This window comes from Sphingobacterium sp. UBA7855 (genome assembly GCA_002500745.1).
Lineage (GTDB): Bacteria > Bacteroidota > Bacteroidia > Sphingobacteriales > Sphingobacteriaceae > Sphingobacterium.
On the sequence record DLST01000006.1, the window covers coordinates 111253 to 129333 of the forward strand.

Here is an 18081-nt window from a genome sequence, read left to right on the forward strand (position 1 = left end):
AAAACGATGTTTAAACGAAATAAAAAGATTACCACAGTATTCGTGGCACTAACGGTGTTTGGATGGAGCCCCCTAATGGGGCAATCCATCCAACGCGTAGAACCTTTAAACTGGTGGGTAGGAATGGAAAATCCCACTTTGCAGCTTGTCGTCTATGGACCTCAGATAGGGAAAAGCGAGGTACAGGTGGAGGATAAAGGGATAGAACTTGTCAAAGTCAATCGCGTAGAAAATCCCAACTACCTCTTTTTGGATGTCAAGGTGGCTGCTTCGGCCAAACCAGGATGGTCAACTTTTACCTTTAGCCAAGGAAAGAAAAAATTAACCTATCGTTATGAGTTGAAGCAGAGAAATCAAAAAATAAAAGCACAGGGTGTGAACAGTGCTGATTTGATCTACCTGATTATGCCCGATCGTTTTGCCAATGGAAACAAAGGAAATGATCAGGTGAAAGGCATGTTGGATATGAGTTTAAACCGAGACTCGATGTATCTGCGTCATGGTGGTGATCTGGAAGGTATTATCGGAAAGCTGGATTACCTACAAGATCTTGGGGTGACATCATTGTGGTTGACCCCTGTGTTGACCAATGACATGCCCCAGGCTTCATATCATGGTTATGCCAACACCGAAACCTATCATATTGATCCCCGTTTTGGTAGCAACGATACCTATGTCCAATTGGGTGAACAGCTGCATAAACGTCAGATGAAACTGATTTTTGATGTGGTGCCCAATCATATTGGAAGTTATCATTGGACGGTAAAAGACAAGCCGATGGCTGACTGGCTCAATGAATGGCCTACCTATACGCAGACATCATACAAAGATCAGACAGTTTTTGATCCTTATGCCTCGGCAGATGACAAAAAGAAAATGGTCAAAGGCTGGTTTGTTCCCACAATGCCCGATATGAACGAACAAAACCCATACGTTCAAAATTATCTGACCCAAAGCCATATCTGGTGGATAGAGACTGCGGCAATAGATGGATTCCGAATTGATACCTATCCGTACAATGATCTTGATTTTATGGCCAAATGGACAGATCGCATTCTGCAGGAGTATCCAAAATTTACCTTTTTTGGTGAAACATGGGTACATGGTGTGGGGAACCAGGCCTATTTTCTGGGTGGAAAACGAGTTGGCCAGGAGGTCGATTCCAAGCTGATGGGTGTCACGGATTTTCAGCTTAATTATGCCATAGGTGATGCACTTAACCAAAAGACAGAATGGACCGCCGGAGCCAATAAATTATATTCAACCCTCGCTTCAGACTTTCTGTACCCACATCCCGAGCAAAATGTCCTTTTTTTGGATAACCACGATAAAGATCGTTTTTTCTCCGTTGTCGGTGAAAATGTGCAGAAATATAAATCGGCAATGGCTTGGCTTATGACAACAAGGGGCATCCCACAATTGTACTATGGGGCGGAAATTCTGATGAAGAATTTCTCCAATCCAGATGGCTTGTTACGGGAAGACTTTCAGGGTGGTTTCGCGGGTGATAAACTGAACAAGTTTACGGTAGAGGGAAGGACTAAAGCAGAGCAGGATATGTGGGCTTTTATTCAAACGCTAGCCAATTATCGTAAACAACATGCTGTATTACAAACCGGTAAAACGATGCAATATGTGCCCGAAGATGGCGTATATGTTTATTTCCGTTACAACGAAAAGCAAACTGTTATGGTCGTGATGAATTGCAATGATGTCGCGAAGGAACTTAAACTCGATCGCTTTAGGGAACGAAATAACCAGGTGAAGTCCTATTTCGATATTATTCAAAAGCAAGAGACCAATCCAGTTGACCATAGCTTGAAGTTGGACGCTTACGAGACTAAAGTGTTTGAGCTTAAGTTTTAACACAATTTAAAATTCTATAGAATTCATTTTTCGATGATTAATTATAATACTGTAAAAGCCGTAATATTTGATTTGGACGGTGTGTTGGTGGATACGGCGGTCTACCATTTTCAAGCCTGGCATAGATTGGCAGAAGGCTTGGGTTATTCGTTTTCTCTTGTTGACAACGAACAGCTGAAAGGGGTCAGTCGCATTGAATCCCTCGAGCTTATTTTAAAATGGGCGGGGGCGAAAATATCCGATGCTGAAAAAGCGGATTTGCTGTCACTTAAAAACAAATGGTACTTGGAGCTGATTGAACAACTCAGCCCTGACCACTTGCTTTCAGGTAGTTTAGATCTATTAGAAAAACTCCAGAAAAAGGGGATTAAGATTGCATTGGGGTCAGCCAGCAAGAACGCGATGGGCATCCTTGAAAAAACGGGGATTATCAGCTATTTCGACGCATTGATTGATGGAAATGTGGTTCAACTGTCTAAACCTAATCCAGCAGTTTTCCTGAAGGGAGCTGAGGCTTTGGGAATTGAACCGGCATGCTGTCTCGTGCTGGAAGATGCTCAAGCCGGAATAGATGCGGCAAGGGCAGCCGGCATGCAGGTGATAGGGATTGGGCAGGCTGAACATCTTAACGGAGCAGATTTAGTGGTAGCCGATTTAGGAGCCTTAGTCGATAAATTTTAGGAGCAATTCAAGTGATGGAAGCAAGGCGTAGATCATATTGGCAAAGAAGACCAGAATGATTGAGGCAGAGTATCCGTCGCGCATTGAAAAAAATATAAAGATGAAAACATATATCAAACATAACCCTTGGCAAATTATCGAAGACACCTTTCGTCCCGAACATAATGAATTTTCGGAAAGTATCTTCGCTATTGGTAATGGTCGGATGGGGCAGAGGGCTAATTTTGAAGAAGAATTCAGCGGGAAATCGTTACAGGGATCGTACCTAGCGGGTATTTATTATCCTGACAAAACACGCGTGGGCTGGTGGAAAAATGGGTATCCCGAATATTTTGCCAAGGTCATCAATTCCATCGATTGGATAGGCCTAAATATTCTAGTAAATGGGCAGGTTCTCGACCTAAACAAAGTTGCGGTCAAATCTTTTGAACGTCGCCTGGATATGCAAAATGGGGTTTTATACCGCAGTTTTATCGTGGAAATGCCTGATGGCGCACAGTTGAAGGTAGAAGCAAGCCGGATGTATCATCTGTTTGCTTCGGAAACAGCTTCATTACAGTACAATATACAGGCACTTTCCGGTCCGATTGCTTTGGAGGTCCGCTCGCATTTAAATGCTGAAGTTGTCAATCGAGACAGTAACTACGACGAGCAATTTTGGGAAAGCACAGCGCAGGGAAGAGATGGTGAAAATACCTTTGTGGCGGCGCGTACCAAGAAAACTGGCTTTGAGGTGTACGCCCTGCTTACAACTACCGTGACAGGATCTACAGCCGTTGTCGAAGTGCAAGATACGGTGACAAGTCGAGGCTGTATAGCAGAAATTTATAAGACCGAGCTAACCGAATCTCAAATTTGTAGCGTTGAAAAGCGAGTTTCCATTGTTACATCACAGAACCATGTGGCGGCAGAGCTAAAAGAGGCTGCTTCGGTCAATTTACAGCAGCTAAATGCACTGAGCTATGAGCAACTAAAGGAGAAACAGGCAACAACTTGGCAAGCGATCTGGGCAGAAAGTGATATTGAAATTAGTGGTGATGTCGCAGCACAGCAGGCAATACGCTACAATATTTTCCAGCTTAACCAGACTTATACCGGCGAAGATGAGCGCCTCAATATTGGTCCTAAAGGTTTTACAGGTGAAAAATATGGGGGTGTCACCTATTGGGATACTGAAGCTTATTGTATTCCTTTTTACCTCGCAACACAATCTCCAAATATTGCGCGTAACTTGTTGATTTATCGTCATCAGCAATTGGATAAAGCCATCGAAAATGCCGCTAAACTTGGCTTTACCAATGGAGCTGCACTTTATCCCATGGTGACGATTAATGGTGAGGAATGCCATAATGAATGGGAAATTACGTTTGAGGAAATTCATCGCAATGGAGCCATTGCATTTGCGATCTATAACTATGTCCGTTACACCGGTGATCAGGATTACATCTGGTCGCACGGCTTGGAAGTCTTGGTTGCAATAAGCCGATTCTGGGCACAGCGCGTTAATTGGAGCGCTGAGCGCCAGCAATATGTCATGTTGGGGGTGACGGGACCAAACGAGTATGAAAACAACGTAAACAACAACTGGTATACCAATCGGATTGCTTCCTGGTGCCTAGAATATACACTGGACTGTTTAAACAAGCTGGCGCAGCTAAACTCCGACATTGCTGACGCATTAAAAACGAAGTTAGCCATAGGAGCGGAAGAACAGGGAAAATGGCAGCATATTATCGATAACATGTATTATCCTTTTGATGCGCAGCGCGGGGTGTTTCTCCAACAGGATGGTTTCCTCGACAAAGAGTTAATTCCTGTGGCCGAACTTGATCCGGCTCAACGACCGATCAACCAGCGTTGGAGCTGGGATAGGATTCTACGTTCCTGTTACATCAAGCAGGCCGACGTGCTGCAGGGCTTTTACTTTCTCGAAGACCAGTTTGATCTTGAGGCCTTAAGGCGACATTATGAATTCTATGAACCGTTTACGGTGCATGAAAGCTCGCTTTCTCCTTGCGTCCATGCGATATTGGCTGCTAAGTTGAATAAACCAGAAAAAGCCTATGAATTCTATCTGCGGACCTCGCGTTTGGATCTGGATGATTATAATAACGATACCGAAGACGGTTTACATATCACTTCCATGGCCGGTACCTGGATGACAATCGTAGAGGGCTTTGCAGGAATGCGGATTAAGGGAGGAAAACTGTATTTAAATCCGATGTTACCCAAAGAGTGGGAAGGGTATAAATTCCGTATCTTATTTCGCGGTGCGACCTTGTTGATCGCGGTACGGTCCGATGGATTTACGATCGAAAATGACAGTGACACTGCGGCCCATATCCAGACGGAGACAGAAGCTTTCATTCTGGCTGCACAAAGCAAAAAGCAGGTGTTTCAGGTTCGGTAAGCCCCTGTTTTCAGCAGCGTAAGAACTGATCTTATGCTGCTGAAAATAGGGATTAAGTGATAATTAAATTGTATTTTGTCTTAAATTTTGATAGCCTATTATGGGAAATAAACCTGAATTAAGCATTAGCCAGGTCATCAATATGAGTTTTGGGTTTTTAGGCATACAAATGGGGTTTGCCTTACAAAACGGCAATGCTTCCCGTATTCTACAGACATTTGGTGCTGATGTTGAACACCTGTCGCTGTTTTGGCTTGCGGCTCCGATTACGGGGATGATTGTGCAGCCAATTATCGGGCATTATAGCGATCGAACCTGGAATAAATTGGGGCGTCGTCGGCCTTATATTTTGGTGGGTGCACTGCTGACCACCATAACCCTGTTTTTGATGCCGAATGCAGCAGTATTTACCACATTGCTAGCACCACTTTGGATAGGAGCAGGACTATTAATGTTTATGGATGCTTCCATCAATGTGACAATGGAGCCCTTTAGAGCCTTAATTGGCGATAATCTACCGAGCAACCAACGTAGTCTTGGATTCTCCGTACAAACCTTTCTGATCGGTATTGGAGCCGTATTGGGATCCTTACTTCCCTTTATACTGACAAAATATTTTCATGTACAGGGAACTTCCGAAGCTGGTCAGGTGCCAAACAATGTGATATATTCTTTTTACTTTGGTGGTTTTGTACTGCTTCTAACGGTGTTGTGGTCGGTGTTTAAAACGAAGGAATATACGCCACAGGAATTACAATCATTTTCCGATACCCTGGTGGTTGAACAGGAGACAGCGCCAAAATTTGGTTTGCGCGCTATTGCCAGCGATATTGGTAAGATGCCATTGATCATGCGCCAACTCGGTTGGGTTCAATTCTTTTCCTGGTTTGCCCTTTTTATGATGTGGGTATATACAACTCCTGCGATTGCAGATTCGGTTTTTTACCTGCGGGAAGGGAATCGGCAGGATCTTTATATGGAGGCGGCCAATTGGGTGGGCGTGCTTTTTGGTATTTACAATGGGGTATCGGCTCTATATGCTTTGTTTATTCCGCGGATAGCCAAACAGCTCGGACGTGGAAAAACGCATGCGCTCGGCTTGTCTATTGGCGGACTTTCGTTGATTTCATTGTTTTTGATTAAAGATGCTAATCTGCTGATTCTTCCCATGATCGGTATTGGTATCGCTTGGGGAAGTATTTTAGCAATGCCGTATGCCATTTTAAGCGATCATTTGCCCGCTGGTAAAATGGGAGTTTATATGGGACTTTTCAATTTCTTCATTACGTTGCCTCAGATTGTGTGTGGTTTTTTTGGCGGAATGATTATCAAATATTTTTTTCATAGCCAATCCATTTACGGCTTGTTGTTGGCAGGCATATTTATGTTGCTGGCGGCATTCTTTGTTCCAAAGACTAAACGGTAAGGGCTTTATCGTAGACGTAGTAAATAGAGCTTACGTCTACGATTTTCTGCACATTTGGCCCAGCTCTTACAGTTGGATTTTCATCATCCCCTTAAGTATACTAATTTGCTTTAGTTAGCACGACTCGCTTTTACACAGCGGGATAATTTCGTTCGATTTACTAAAACTTGTGCGTATCAATTGCTGAAAAATGCACCATCATTTGCTGAACAAGTGTGCATTACTAACTGTTTTCAATAATATAGCTGCTCGGCGACATGCCATAATGCTTATTGAAGTCCCTGGAAAAATTGGATTGCACGGTGTAACCTACCATCGTTGATACTTGGGTAATGTTGTATTCTTTCTGGGTAAGCAGTTCTGCCGCTTTTTTTAATCGTGAAATATTGATCAATTCATTGGGCGTTAGGTCGGATAGCCCTTTAATTTTACGGTAAAGGGTTGGGCGGCTCATATGCATGAGTTTGGCAAGTCCATCCACATTGAGGTCTATCACTGAAATATTTTCATAAATTACAGTATTGAGCTGGCTGATAAAGTCTTTGTCGGGTGCCGATACATTGATATCCATCAAGGTAGATCCGGAATAATTGGTCAAATAATTCTGGATAATCTTGCGGTTCTTGAGGATATTACGTATTTGTACCATGAGGAATTCGAGCGAGAAGGGTTTTTCTATGTAGGCATCAGCGCCATTTTTTAACCCTTGAATCTTTGCATCAAGCGCATTTTTTGCAGTCAAAAAAATCACGGGAATGTGACTGTACAGGATGTCGGTTTTAATGCGTCTGCATAGTGCAAGTCCATCCATGATCGGCATCATAATATCAGTCAGGACGAGTTGCACGTTCTCTTGGTCTAAAATTTCGAGCGCTTCAGCGCCATTACCAGCGCGTAAAATTGTGTAACTTGATTTTAATTCTTTATTGAGGTAGGCCAATATTTCTTTATTATCCTCGACGAGCAGAATCACCGGCTTTTCTTCCTCCTGTTCATCTGATTTATCATTCAATACATGATCGTCGTTATCTTCCTGAAAAGATTTGATGTCGAGCGATTGTTCTTGAAAAATTGGGATCGATAGCAGGAATATATTGCGGTTTTCCTCCAGATGTACAAGGGATAAGTTTCCTTGGTGCAATTCGACCAAGGAGCGAGATAAAGGAAGGCCAATTCCTGTTCCGGTATCTTTGTCGGATTCGTTTAGTCGATAAAAAGGCTCAAAAATTTTTTCTTTTTTCTCAAAGGGTATAAGCAGACCATCATTTTGAAATTCAATATTGAACATAATGTCATCGCTATTGAATGGAAGCAGTTTGACGTAGACTTCGTGCTCTGCATATTTTATTGCATTGTGGATGAGGTTTGTAAAAACTTTTCGAAGGGCCTCTTCATCTACGTAGGCTGTAAGACTGATACGTGGAAGACTTAGGTCGTAACGCAAATGTTTGTCTTTGGCGAGGTAATTGAAATCGTGAAATACCTCGGCCAAAAGGGTATTGATATCGGTTTTTGTAAAGATAAGGCTCATATTGTTTGTTTCTGCTTTTCTAAAATCCAGTAACTGATTGGTGAGGCGAATTAATCGCGTTGTATTTTTTTCGATCAGAGCAAGGTCCTGAGCCGTTTCCTGATCGGTGAATTTTTGATTATTTATTATTTTCTCCAGGGGCATTTTGATTAAGGTGAGCGGGGTACGAATCTCATGAGCGAGGTTGGTAAAAAACTCCAACTTGAGCGTGTATATTTCCTGCTCTTTTTTCCGTTCGAAACTATCCATCTTTTGCGCATTATTAGCCTTTAAAAGCAGTAGATAATAGCGTAAACCGAGCAGGGTAATTGTTCCGAAAGTTAGAAAATAGAGCACATATGCCCCGCGAGACAACCACCAGGGTGGCGAAACAACGATGCGTAGTTTTTTTTCCGCGGGATTCCAAACCCTATTATTGTTTGCACCTTTGAACTTAAACGTATAAGTGCCCGGAGGAAGTTTATTGTAATAGATTTTTTGATTGCCTGTAATATCGGTCCAGTCTTTATCGTAACCTTCCATAGTATACCGATAGGCATTACTTTTTGGTGAAACAAAACTTAACGCTGCAATATTAAAGCTAATATTGGATCTATCGTAGGTCAGCTGGATTTCTTTTGCTGTGGATATGGATTCTTTTAGTATCCCATTTTCACGTACAGCTATGTTTGCGTTGTTGATTTGGATGCCACTAATGAATATCGGGGGGACAAAGTTATTCTTAATGGATTTTGTAGGGTTGAAACTTACCATTCCTTTAATAGTTCCGAAATATAAAGTCCCGTCATTATCCTTAAAAGCTGAATTATAATTAAATTGATCCGCTGGAAGTCCATCTCTGGACGTATAAATGATCCTACGGGGGAGCCCTTCATCCAATCTGACCAGACCACCGCCAGTAGAAATCCAAATGCTTTTGTTGTCATCTTCCAGCACCTTGAATACTTGATTGGAAGGTAATCCCGATTCGGTCAGATAATTTTTAAATTGACCATCACGACGGTATTTTGAAAGGCCGCTTTCGGTACAAAACCATAAGTTTTTTTTGCTGTCTTCAAATAGGCCATTGACATAATTATTGACGAGTGTATTTTTTTTGCCTTGTTCAGACCGTAACTGCTGAATTTTTCCCGAACTGCGGTTATAGCTATAGACACCACTTCCATAGGTGTTGATCCAGAGTATACCCCCTTCGTCTTCATAAACACCTTGTATCCAAGCAGTAATGGGAAGAAGGTCAAAACGGTCACGCGCTTTATTGTAGACATATAAAGCGCGATCGGTCCCTACAAATAGGTGGTTGTCTCGGGACTTATAGAGGCAAACGGCAAAGCTGCTTTGTAATGGTCCCTCACCAATACGGTCGTAATGCTTTTTTAATTTTCCTGTTCTTACGTCCAGAATGTCAATACCATGAGTGGTAGAACCTACCCAAAGATCGTTGTCGACGGTGGCCAACCCATGAACGTTATTATGTGTAATACTTCCCTGTTTGCCATTGGCAGCGAAGTGCTGAATCTGGTTTGTTTGCCCATCTATTTTATTTAGACCGCCATCTTCTGTTCCTATCCAGAAATTTCCATGACGATCTTTGGTGATATCGTGCACGATATTGCCTGATAGGTCGGATGTTCCAAATCCGGACAAATACTTTTTGAAATTATTGAATTGGTTGCTGTACTGGTTAAAACCACCAAAATATGTCCCAAACCAAATATTGCCTTCCCGATCGCGATAGAAATTTAAGACTGCATTGTCCGATATCGCAAATGGGTTGAGCAGATCTTTTTTAATGTGGTGGATCTGTCCTGTGTAAATATCATAGGTATATATTCCAGTTTCTGTTCCGATCCAATATACGGATGCTGTCTGTTGAATAATGCAGTTTGCCTGGATAACTTTGTCAGGGTAATGGTTTGAAAATAAGTTTTTCAATGTCCCATTTTTGAAATCAAACAGATAGGCCGAATTGATTGTCCCAATCATCAGCAGCGAATCGTTGATTGCATAGACGGTTTTGGTATTTGCTAGCGCTCGTCGATCAATCTTTTTGAGATTGACATGGACAAATTTATTGGTGCTAAGCTGATATCTTTGTATCATACTGTTATCGTCTGCGATCCACAATCCACCCCTCGTACTGCTGGTGATTGCTACCAGCGAAGTTTTGTTATGGTCAAATGTCGAAATTTCTTTTGTCGCGGAATTATAACGATAAAGTTTGCCATTGGAAAGTAACCAGATAAATCCCGCATATTCGTGTAGGGCATTTACTTCGCCGATTGGAATACGCTTAAAAGGTTTGAAATTCTCTTTTATGGGATCGTAGCAGTAAGTGCCGCGAGTCGTTCCCACCCACAGGACACCTTTACTGTCGGTGAGCATGCTCAAGATAGAGGAGCTTCCAAGACTTGTCGAATCTGAAGCATTGTGTCTAAATATCTTAAATTGATTACCATCGAAACGATTGAGGCCATTTCTAGTGCCGAGCCAGAGAAAGCCATGAATATCCTGTGTAATACATTTGACGGAACTATTTGAGAGGCCTTCGTTGGTTTGATAATTTTTAAAATAGATGGATTGTGCCCGCCCATAGATACATGTTAGGAAGGTGTATAAAATTAATATGGTGGTTATTCTTTTCAAAATTGATTACGTTCAACTAAAAATAGTCAATTAAAAACACAATAAAGCATTTTACTGATACGCTTTGATATAAATTTGAGACGCTGTGATTGGACGAGCTACTGAGATTTGTGCATTTTTATATCAAGATAATAACCAGATATAAACGTATGTTGTGCCGAAGAATTATGACAGGTAGAGCCTGTGCCCCTACGCGAACCACTATTTCTACGATTTTGCCTTATAGACTCGCCGATGCAACAGTTAGCCAATTAAATGTTCATTTCCGATGAGCTTTAAAATCTATCAATAACATTAAATCACTTAATATGAGCTGTGTATCATATATGCACAATATGAATCAATTAAACCACTAATTAAAAAGCGTATGAAAAATAAACTACTTGCACAGTGCGCAATGACACTTACATTTCTGCTTGTATCTTTTATTGCATTTGCCCAGACGAAAGTCTTGAAGGGGAAGGTTGTGGATGAAACACAAGGTCCGTTGGCAGGAGCTACAATCAAGGTAAAAGGAGGTACGGCGGCTACCACAACAGACACGGAAGGTTCATTTACATTGACTATCCCCAGTGAAGCTAAAACGCTGGAAGTATCTTTTATTGGATATACTTTAAAAGAAGTACCCATTGTGGGAAGCGATATCACGGTAGCGCTTGAACCTAGTGCGGGTCAGGGCTTAGATGAAGTCGTTGTAATCGGTTATGGTACTGCCCGTAAAAAAGACCTAACGGGGTCTATGGTCACTATTGGCGCCAAAAATTTTAATAAAGGTGTCATGACAAGTCCTGATCAACTGATACAGGGCAAGACGCCTGGTGTGATGGTGATTAACAATACGGGGCAACCTGGTGGGGCAACGACAGTACGTATTCGAGGGAATTCATCGATCCGGGCAAGCAACAATCCGTTATTTGTACTCGACGGTGTTCCCATGTCCGGCAATTCTCCGTTGCCTGAGGGTAGAGGAGGTTTTTCTTCCGATAGGGGAAATCCACTTAGTTACTTGAATCCTGGTGACATCGCCAGCATGGATATCCTTAAGGATGCTTCCGCGACGGCAATTTATGGTTCACGAGGTGCAAACGGGGTGATACTAATTACCACTAAGAAAGGAAAGGTTGGCTCTCCTGAAGTTTCTGTCGGAGCTTCTGCGGGTGTCTCGAGTATGCGGGAATATCCTGATGTATTGGATGCGGCCCGATTTAGAGAGGCCTTAAAATACTATACACCGAATGATGTAGCGAATGCTGACTTTGGAGGAAATGAAGATGCTTTCAGAGCAATTACCCGAAAAGCGATTACACAAAATTATTATGCTGATATTGCAGGGGGTACTGAGCATGGAAAATATCGTCTCTCGGGTGGATATTTAAACCAAAACGGTATTATTCGCGGCTCACAACTGAAGAAATATACGGCCAACTTTACGGGCAATTTTCGCTTCTTAGAGAATAAGCGGTTGGGTGTAGATTTTAGTGCTTTCTTGACCCAGTTGGATAATCGGTATGCACCGATCAATGCGATGGTAGGTTCAGAAGGAAATGTGATCTCTCAGGCCTTACAATGGAATCCAACACTGCCGTTATATGATGATAAAGGTAACCTGACTTACGTTAGTCCGTCAACCCGAAACCCTTTAACAAGTATTGAAGCTTTTAAAGATGTGGCAACGACAAATACGACCGTGATTAATATTGCTCCGTATTACAAAATCACAGATGATTTGGAGTACCGTTTTATCTATAGTGTGATGCGACAGCTAGGCAATCGCCAGGGGATGTATCGTGCAGTTTTGATCGATCCTTCAAAGGTTAATGATGAAGAGGCCTTTATTTCCAATAATGGTGAAACCAATTTGCAGATGACACATATGTTGTCTTATAACAAACAAATTAACGAAAACTGGAATGTCAATGCCGTGGCCGGCTATGAATACCTTGATTTTAACTTCAATAATAATCTTTCTTATGGTAGTGGGTTCAAATATATCGGACTTGATTACTTCGATTATATTCAAAATTCGATGGTCGCTACACGCGGCATTGCATCATATAGAAGTCCCTCAAATCAGCTCCAATCGTTTTTCTTGCGTGGTGGGGTCAATTATTTGGATCGCTATTTATTGACTGCAACGGTACGTAAAGATGGTTCGACCAAATTTGGCGAGAACAATAAATACGCTACTTTTCCATCCATTGCGATTGCATGGAACCTAGCGCAGGAAGATTTTTTGAAATCGACGAACATTTTCGATCAGCTAAAATTACGTTTGGGATGGGGGAAAACCGGTAACCAGGAGTTTCCTACCGGAGCTTCATTAAACCGGATTACCTTTGGTAATGGCGGAAGTGCAGGTCAAGTAAATTTCCAAAATAAAGACTTGAAATGGGAAACATCGACAACGCTTAACGCAGGAGTTGATTTTTCCGTGTTGAAAGGTCGTTTATATGGTTCGATCGATTATTTTCACAAGAAAACAACCGATGCGTTGTTTGAACAAACACTGGCAATGGATGGTCCAGCCGGACGTATATGGGTGAATTTAGACGGTGAGATTCTTAATAAAGGGGTTGAAATTGCATTGACAGGAACACTGTTGAAAAGTGAAAACTGGAATTGGGATGTAACAGGTAATGCAACATTTCTAAAAAATAGTGCAAGTGGACTTAAAGGTGATTATGAGACAGGAGCATTGCGTGGACAGGGATTCTCCGGTGTATTGGGGCAACGCATGACGAATGGACAGCCTTTAAACGTGTGGTATTTAGCAGATTTTCAAGGTATTGATCCCGTGACAGGAACGAGCATGTACTTGGGGAAAGATGGAAGTGTCAGTACGGGCAATGACCCCGCTTCCAATAAATTCTATCGAAACAGTCCAAATCCAACAACGCTTTTAGGTATCTCTACAAATGTGAGCTATAAACAATTCTCATTGTCAGCCAATATGAATGGTGCACTAGGACATTATCTTTTTAACAATACCGCAGCAACAGCACTGGGCTTAAGCAATTTGTCTGCTCGAAATATTGGGTCTACATTTTTTAATACTGCTATTAAGGAATCAATCTCAAATTCAGCAGCGCCTTCTACGCGTTTTCTGGAAAAAGGAGATTATTTGAAAATGGCTAATCTTACTTTGAGTTATCGTGTTGGTAATATAGGCAGCGCGCTTAAGAATTTAAATGTATCGCTGACTGGACAGAATCTTTTCATTATCACGAAATATACAGGATTTGATCCCGAGGTGAATACGGATGGCTCAGTAAATGGAATTCCTTCATTAGGCATTGAATACTTGCCATATCCGCCAGCCAGAAATATACTTTTGGGAGTCAATTTTTCCTTATAAATGGATGGCGGATGAATCGTGACAAATCAAAAGATGAAATTATCGAGATTTATTCAAGTGCATGTATAAATGAATATATTGATAGCTCATCAGGAATGTAAACAAATTTAGACAGATGACAAAGATGAAATTAAAAACATTATTATATTTAGCAATAGTCGGTACAGTAGTGACGAGCACTTTTTCGTGTACCAAGCTGAAAGAAGAATTTAAAGGGGAGGCAGAGGAAGGTGCCTTGATTGAAGCGGGGGCTTTGTTAATCACCGCTTACAGTTCATTGAACACCCCTTATCAACAAGAGCAACGTTGGGTAATGCAGGAAATCTCAACTGATGCCGCGATGGCTCCAACACGCGGCGGTGACTGGGACGACAATGGAATGCACCGTGCCATTCACCTTCATTCTTGGAATGCAGATAATGGCTATGTCAATAATACCTTTGTGGGGTTGAGTACAGCAGTTTTTAATGCTGGAAAGGTATTACGGAGCAATCCAAATGCGCAACAAGCCGCCGAGGCAAGGTTCATTCGTGCACTTGCTATGTTTGACATCGTAGATTTATATGGTGTGGTACCTTTCCGCCAAGGAGCTTCTTTAGAAGATTTTAAGATAGCACCCGATGTATTACAACCGCAAGATGTGATGGATTTTATGATAAAAGAGCTCAATGAAATCATAACAACCTTGCCTGCAGGGGAACTAAAAAGAGCGTATGTTGCAAATAAAAATGCAGCGAGAGTATTGTTGATGAAAATTTACTTGAATAAGGGGGCTTTTTTGAATAGGCAGAAGCCGACTTTTGATGCGGACGATATGAACAAAGTAATAGCCTTGGCGAAGGAAATTACTGCGACAGGGCCATACAGCGTATCAGCAAAAGGCAAATATTTTGACAATTTTGCACCTGATAACGACGAAAAGTCCACAGAAAATATTTTTACTTTGTACAATAAAAATGGAGACCGGGGTGGAAGTGTGGAACGCACTTGGAATACCATCGCGCATTATAACATGAATCCTAGTGGTTGGAACGGTTGGTGTACACTGTCCGATTATTATGATAAATTCGCTACAAAGGATGAGCGTAGGGGTCTTTATTATGAATATGCTGCGGATACAACGTCTAATAGAAAAAAAGAATTTAAACGCCAAAATGTTGGTTTTTTTGCTGGGCAGCAATACAATTGGAGCACGAACAAACCTTTAATGGCAAGAAATCCTTCGAATACTCCACTCTCTTTTACGCCTGAAGTAACCATTCGCACTTCAGGTAATACGCTGGAAACTGCGGGCATCCGTCCCATGAAATATGCTTACGATTATGCATCCTCTGGACAAAAGAACAATGATTGGGTCGTGTATCGTTATGCGGATGTCTTGTTGATGCAAGCAGAGGCAATACTCCGAGGAGGTACAGGAACCGCTGCCGAAGCTCTTGCTTTAGTTAATGGAATTCGACTCAATCGTGGTGTAGATAATCTTACAGCAATGACGCTTGACAATCTGTTGGATGAACGCGCTCGCGAATTATATTGGGAAGGGTGGAGAAGACAAGATTTGATCCGTTTTGGTAAGTATTTACTGGCCTGGCAGGAAAAGGCGGCTGACGCTGATCCAAAAACCCTACTTTATCCGATTCCGAACTTGCAGCTTGCCGTGAATCCAAACTTGAAACAGAATCCAGGCTATTAAGCTGAAGGAACCGTTCGTGACAAATAGGGTGGATCCATCCTATTTGTTTAACGGAATAAGGTATTTAGCTAATGCGAAAAACTCCAATCAGCTAAATACTTTTTTATGATATGATTGAAAAGTATTACTGCTGTTGAATCTTCCAATCCGATTTGAGCGCAAAGGCGATGTTCATTAAAAGTAAAGGATAAAAAGTCGGGATGGCCGGATTTGAACCGACGACCTCCAGCACCCCATGCTGGCGCGATACCGGGCTACGCTACATCCCGAATTAATTCAAGAGGAAAGCCTTTTTTCAGGTGCCCTTATCTCGAATAATTTTGGTAGCGCTAAAGTAATAATTATTGAACAAAAATAAAATGTAAAATAAGAAAAAAGCGATTGAATTTGCAGTAGCACAATTTGTAATCTTTTTTTGAGATTGAGATATTGTATCAAAGATCTAAATGCAGGCTTTGTCTTTGCTATAAGATGTAAACAGGTCCTTTTGGCAATTATAGGGCATGAAAAGGTGCTAGTGGGCGCAAATGCCTGGTGCATTTTACGGTAGGCAGTCTTCGAACTTTATATTAAATGATAAAACTATTTGTCGACAGTGTTGTTCTATAGATAGCTTTTAAACATTTAACATTTTATATAAACGCCCAATATCCATCGGATAGTGGGCGTTTATCTTTGTATAGCTAGATGAAAACAGTTTTTAAGATACTGTTGCAGTCTTTAATACATTACGGTAAGGGTAAGAATGGAAGATGTGTCTACGGGCAAATCGACCTAAAGAATCTGCATTGACAAATTTAATATAATCGTTTCGCTGAACACCGAAATATTCATATTGGCTGCCGTCTTGAAAAGTGATAGTCAATATTTGTCCTTTCCAGTCAATATCCTGAATACCAGAATTGGTAATTGTTTCTGTGTAGATCGGCAATTGTTGCTCTAATGTTTCAGAACAGATGCTTACCAGAAAGTGGTAGGCTTCGATCATTGCAACACTTTTCTCCTCTGCAGCCAAACGACCTTCTTCATCATTGACAAATTTATCTGGATGACATTCTTTCATGATTGTCCGGTAAGTAGATTTCAGGGTTTTGAGATCCACAGATTTATCTACGTTAAGTAACTTCCGGTAGTCGGCAATTTTTTTCATGGCGGCAAAGTTATGCTTAATAATCAGATTATTTGCTATAAGATAGGAAAAAAAACTTATTTCTTCAATATAGTTTTTACATAAAGCTGCTCGACCTTATCCCTAGCCCAAGGTGTTTTTCTTAAAAAAGTTAACGAAGATTTGACACTCGGATTGTCATTGAAACATCGGATAGCTATGCGTTGACCGAGTTCTTCCCAGCCATAGTACGCTACTAAATATTCTATAATGGTGTCCAGTCTTTTACCGTGTAGTGGATTATTAATTTGTTCTTGCATGTCGTAAAGATAATAATCTTCAATTGATGGATCGTGCTAATTTTTACGATCAACGAGTTGTGCTGCCAGTTCCTTTAACGCAGTACGGAGTTGTTCATCCCAGATTTCTCCCGAATGGTCCAGTTTGCCCCTTACTCCTTTAATGAGCAGGTTTCTTTTTTCATCAATTTGAGCGCCTAATCCGCGCATGATATGTTGTAATTCGTCGTGTGCATGTTCACCTTGTGCAGCGGCAGTGATGATACTTATGGGCTTATTGTTGAAAACTGTGGTTGCTGCGCACCACTCAAGTAGATTTTTTAATCCACTGGGGACACTGAAAATATATTCGGGACTGCTGATCAAAACAATATCTGCTTCTTGAATAATTTGACGTAATGCAATAATTTCAATAGGCGGATGGGAGCGGCTTTCTTCTGGATCAAAGGGCGGTAGTTCTTTCAAACGATCAAATAGCGTAAAATGGCTATCACCATTAATTTCTTGTTGAAGGTGCCTTATAATATGATGGTTGGATGAGTGGGTATTAGCACTACCTACTATCGCAAAAATAGTTTTCATGTGAGTCTAAATCTAATCAACAGTTGTCTAAATCCGTTGTTTCTGTATTTTATATATATGCTGTATGAAGAAACTAAATTACAACATTCGATTCAAACGATTTACTTAATTCTCCGATTTGCTGTAATTTTTAGAAGGGTTTGTTTTTGACCCAAATTTGCGCAGTATGAAAAGCCGATCTGAGGTAAGATTTAGCAGGGATTTAAAGTATATAGAAGAAGGTGATTGAATTAGAAAAAAAGGATGGTGGACCAACACCATCCTTCATTGAAAAAATGATTAATCAAAAGCAACAACATACCCTATGTATTGCTTTATATTAATTTTAACCATCGCTAAAATAGGATTTAAAATTGCTTATTGCAAATGAGGAATGGGATAGCACATGTATTGTTGATGGAGTATCGCGTGATATTGCCACCCTTATCAATTTTCAGCATCCGCTATAATGTCGTTTTGGAGATTTTTCGCAATATTTTAGAAA

General features: G+C 41.2%; 10 protein-coding genes and 1 tRNA gene. 6 read left to right on the forward strand and 5 right to left on the reverse strand.

The window, feature by feature from the left end:
* Nucleotides 1-6: 6 nt before the first annotated feature.
* From B2107_RS04325 to B2107_RS04340, 4 genes are all read left to right on the forward strand, one after another.
* A complete protein-coding gene (locus tag B2107_RS04325; RefSeq protein WP_293953479.1) occupies nt 7-1866 on the forward strand; it encodes a glycoside hydrolase family 13 protein in 1860 nt (619 codons plus the stop codon).
* A 33-nt stretch (nt 1867-1899) separates the two neighbouring features.
* Complete coding sequence (gene pgmB, locus B2107_RS04330; RefSeq protein ID WP_293953481.1) at nt 1900-2547, forward strand: beta-phosphoglucomutase; 648 nt, start codon at nt 1900-1902, stop codon at nt 2545-2547.
* A gap of 100 nt (nt 2548-2647) precedes the next feature.
* Nucleotides 2648-4957, forward strand: coding sequence for a family 65 glycosyl hydrolase domain-containing protein (locus B2107_RS04335; protein ID WP_293953483.1), 2310 nt, complete (start codon nt 2648-2650; stop codon nt 4955-4957).
* Between the two features lie 100 nt (nt 4958-5057).
* Nucleotides 5058-6383: an MFS transporter gene (locus tag B2107_RS04340; protein WP_293953485.1), complete on the forward strand. Its 1326-nt coding sequence runs from the start codon at nt 5058-5060 to the stop codon at nt 6381-6383.
* Between the two features lie 223 nt (nt 6384-6606).
* Here B2107_RS04340 and B2107_RS04345 read toward each other — a convergent pair whose 3' ends face one another.
* Nucleotides 6607-10560 (reverse strand): hybrid sensor histidine kinase/response regulator transcription factor, encoded by a 3954-nt coding sequence (locus tag B2107_RS04345; RefSeq protein ID WP_293953487.1) that lies wholly within the window; start codon nt 10558-10560, stop codon nt 6607-6609.
* Nucleotides 10561-10927: 367 nt separating this feature from the next.
* On the opposite strand from B2107_RS04345, the gene B2107_RS04350 reads away from it, so the two are divergent.
* Both B2107_RS04350 and B2107_RS04355 read left to right on the forward strand, forming a co-directional pair.
* Nucleotides 10928-13915, forward strand: coding sequence for a SusC/RagA family TonB-linked outer membrane protein (locus B2107_RS04350; protein WP_293953489.1), 2988 nt, complete (start codon nt 10928-10930; stop codon nt 13913-13915).
* A 115-nt stretch (nt 13916-14030) separates the two neighbouring features.
* Nucleotides 14031-15608 carry a RagB/SusD family nutrient uptake outer membrane protein gene (locus tag B2107_RS04355; protein WP_293953491.1) on the forward strand — a complete coding sequence of 526 codons (1578 nt, stop codon included), beginning with the start codon at nt 14031-14033 and terminating at the stop codon, nt 15606-15608.
* 195 nt (nt 15609-15803) lie between these two features.
* Here the strand turns inward: B2107_RS04355 and B2107_RS04360 are convergent.
* The 4 genes from B2107_RS04360 to B2107_RS04375 form a co-directional block, all read right to left on the reverse strand.
* Nucleotides 15804-15877, reverse strand: a tRNA-Pro gene (locus tag B2107_RS04360).
* Between the two features lie 431 nt (nt 15878-16308).
* Nucleotides 16309-16758: a KTSC domain-containing protein gene (locus B2107_RS04365; RefSeq protein ID WP_293953493.1), complete on the reverse strand. Its 450-nt coding sequence runs from the start codon at nt 16756-16758 to the stop codon at nt 16309-16311.
* A gap of 56 nt (nt 16759-16814) precedes the next feature.
* The gene (locus B2107_RS04370) at nt 16815-17036 is read right to left on the reverse strand and encodes a VF530 family protein (RefSeq protein WP_293953495.1); all 222 of its coding nucleotides are present in this window, start codon (nt 17034-17036) and stop codon (nt 16815-16817) included.
* Between the two features lie 36 nt (nt 17037-17072).
* A complete protein-coding gene (locus B2107_RS04375; protein WP_293953496.1) occupies nt 17073-17597 on the reverse strand; it encodes an NADPH-dependent FMN reductase in 525 nt (174 codons plus the stop codon).
* Nucleotides 17598-18081: the final 484 nt, after the last annotated feature.

Coding starts and splice junctions, on each gene's coding strand:
- B2107_RS04325 (WP_293953479.1), top strand. CDS start 7: ATGTTTAAACGAAATAAAAAGATTACCACAGTATTCGTGGCACTAACG.
- B2107_RS04350 (WP_293953489.1), top strand. CDS start 10,928: ATGAAAAATAAACTACTTGCACAGTGCGCAATGACACTTACATTTCTG.
- B2107_RS04365 (WP_293953493.1), bottom strand. CDS start 16,758: ATGAAAAAAATTGCCGACTACCGGAAGTTACTTAACGTAGATAAATCT.
- B2107_RS04375 (WP_293953496.1), bottom strand. CDS start 17,597: ATGAAAACTATTTTTGCGATAGTAGGTAGTGCTAATACCCACTCATCC.
- B2107_RS04355 (WP_293953491.1), top strand. CDS start 14,031: ATGACAAAGATGAAATTAAAAACATTATTATATTTAGCAATAGTCGGT.
- B2107_RS04340 (WP_293953485.1), top strand. CDS start 5,058: ATGGGAAATAAACCTGAATTAAGCATTAGCCAGGTCATCAATATGAGT.
- B2107_RS04335 (WP_293953483.1), top strand. CDS start 2,648: ATGAAAACATATATCAAACATAACCCTTGGCAAATTATCGAAGACACC.
- B2107_RS04370 (WP_293953495.1), bottom strand. CDS start 17,036: ATGCAAGAACAAATTAATAATCCACTACACGGTAAAAGACTGGACACC.
- pgmB (WP_293953481.1), top strand. CDS start 1,900: ATGATTAATTATAATACTGTAAAAGCCGTAATATTTGATTTGGACGGT.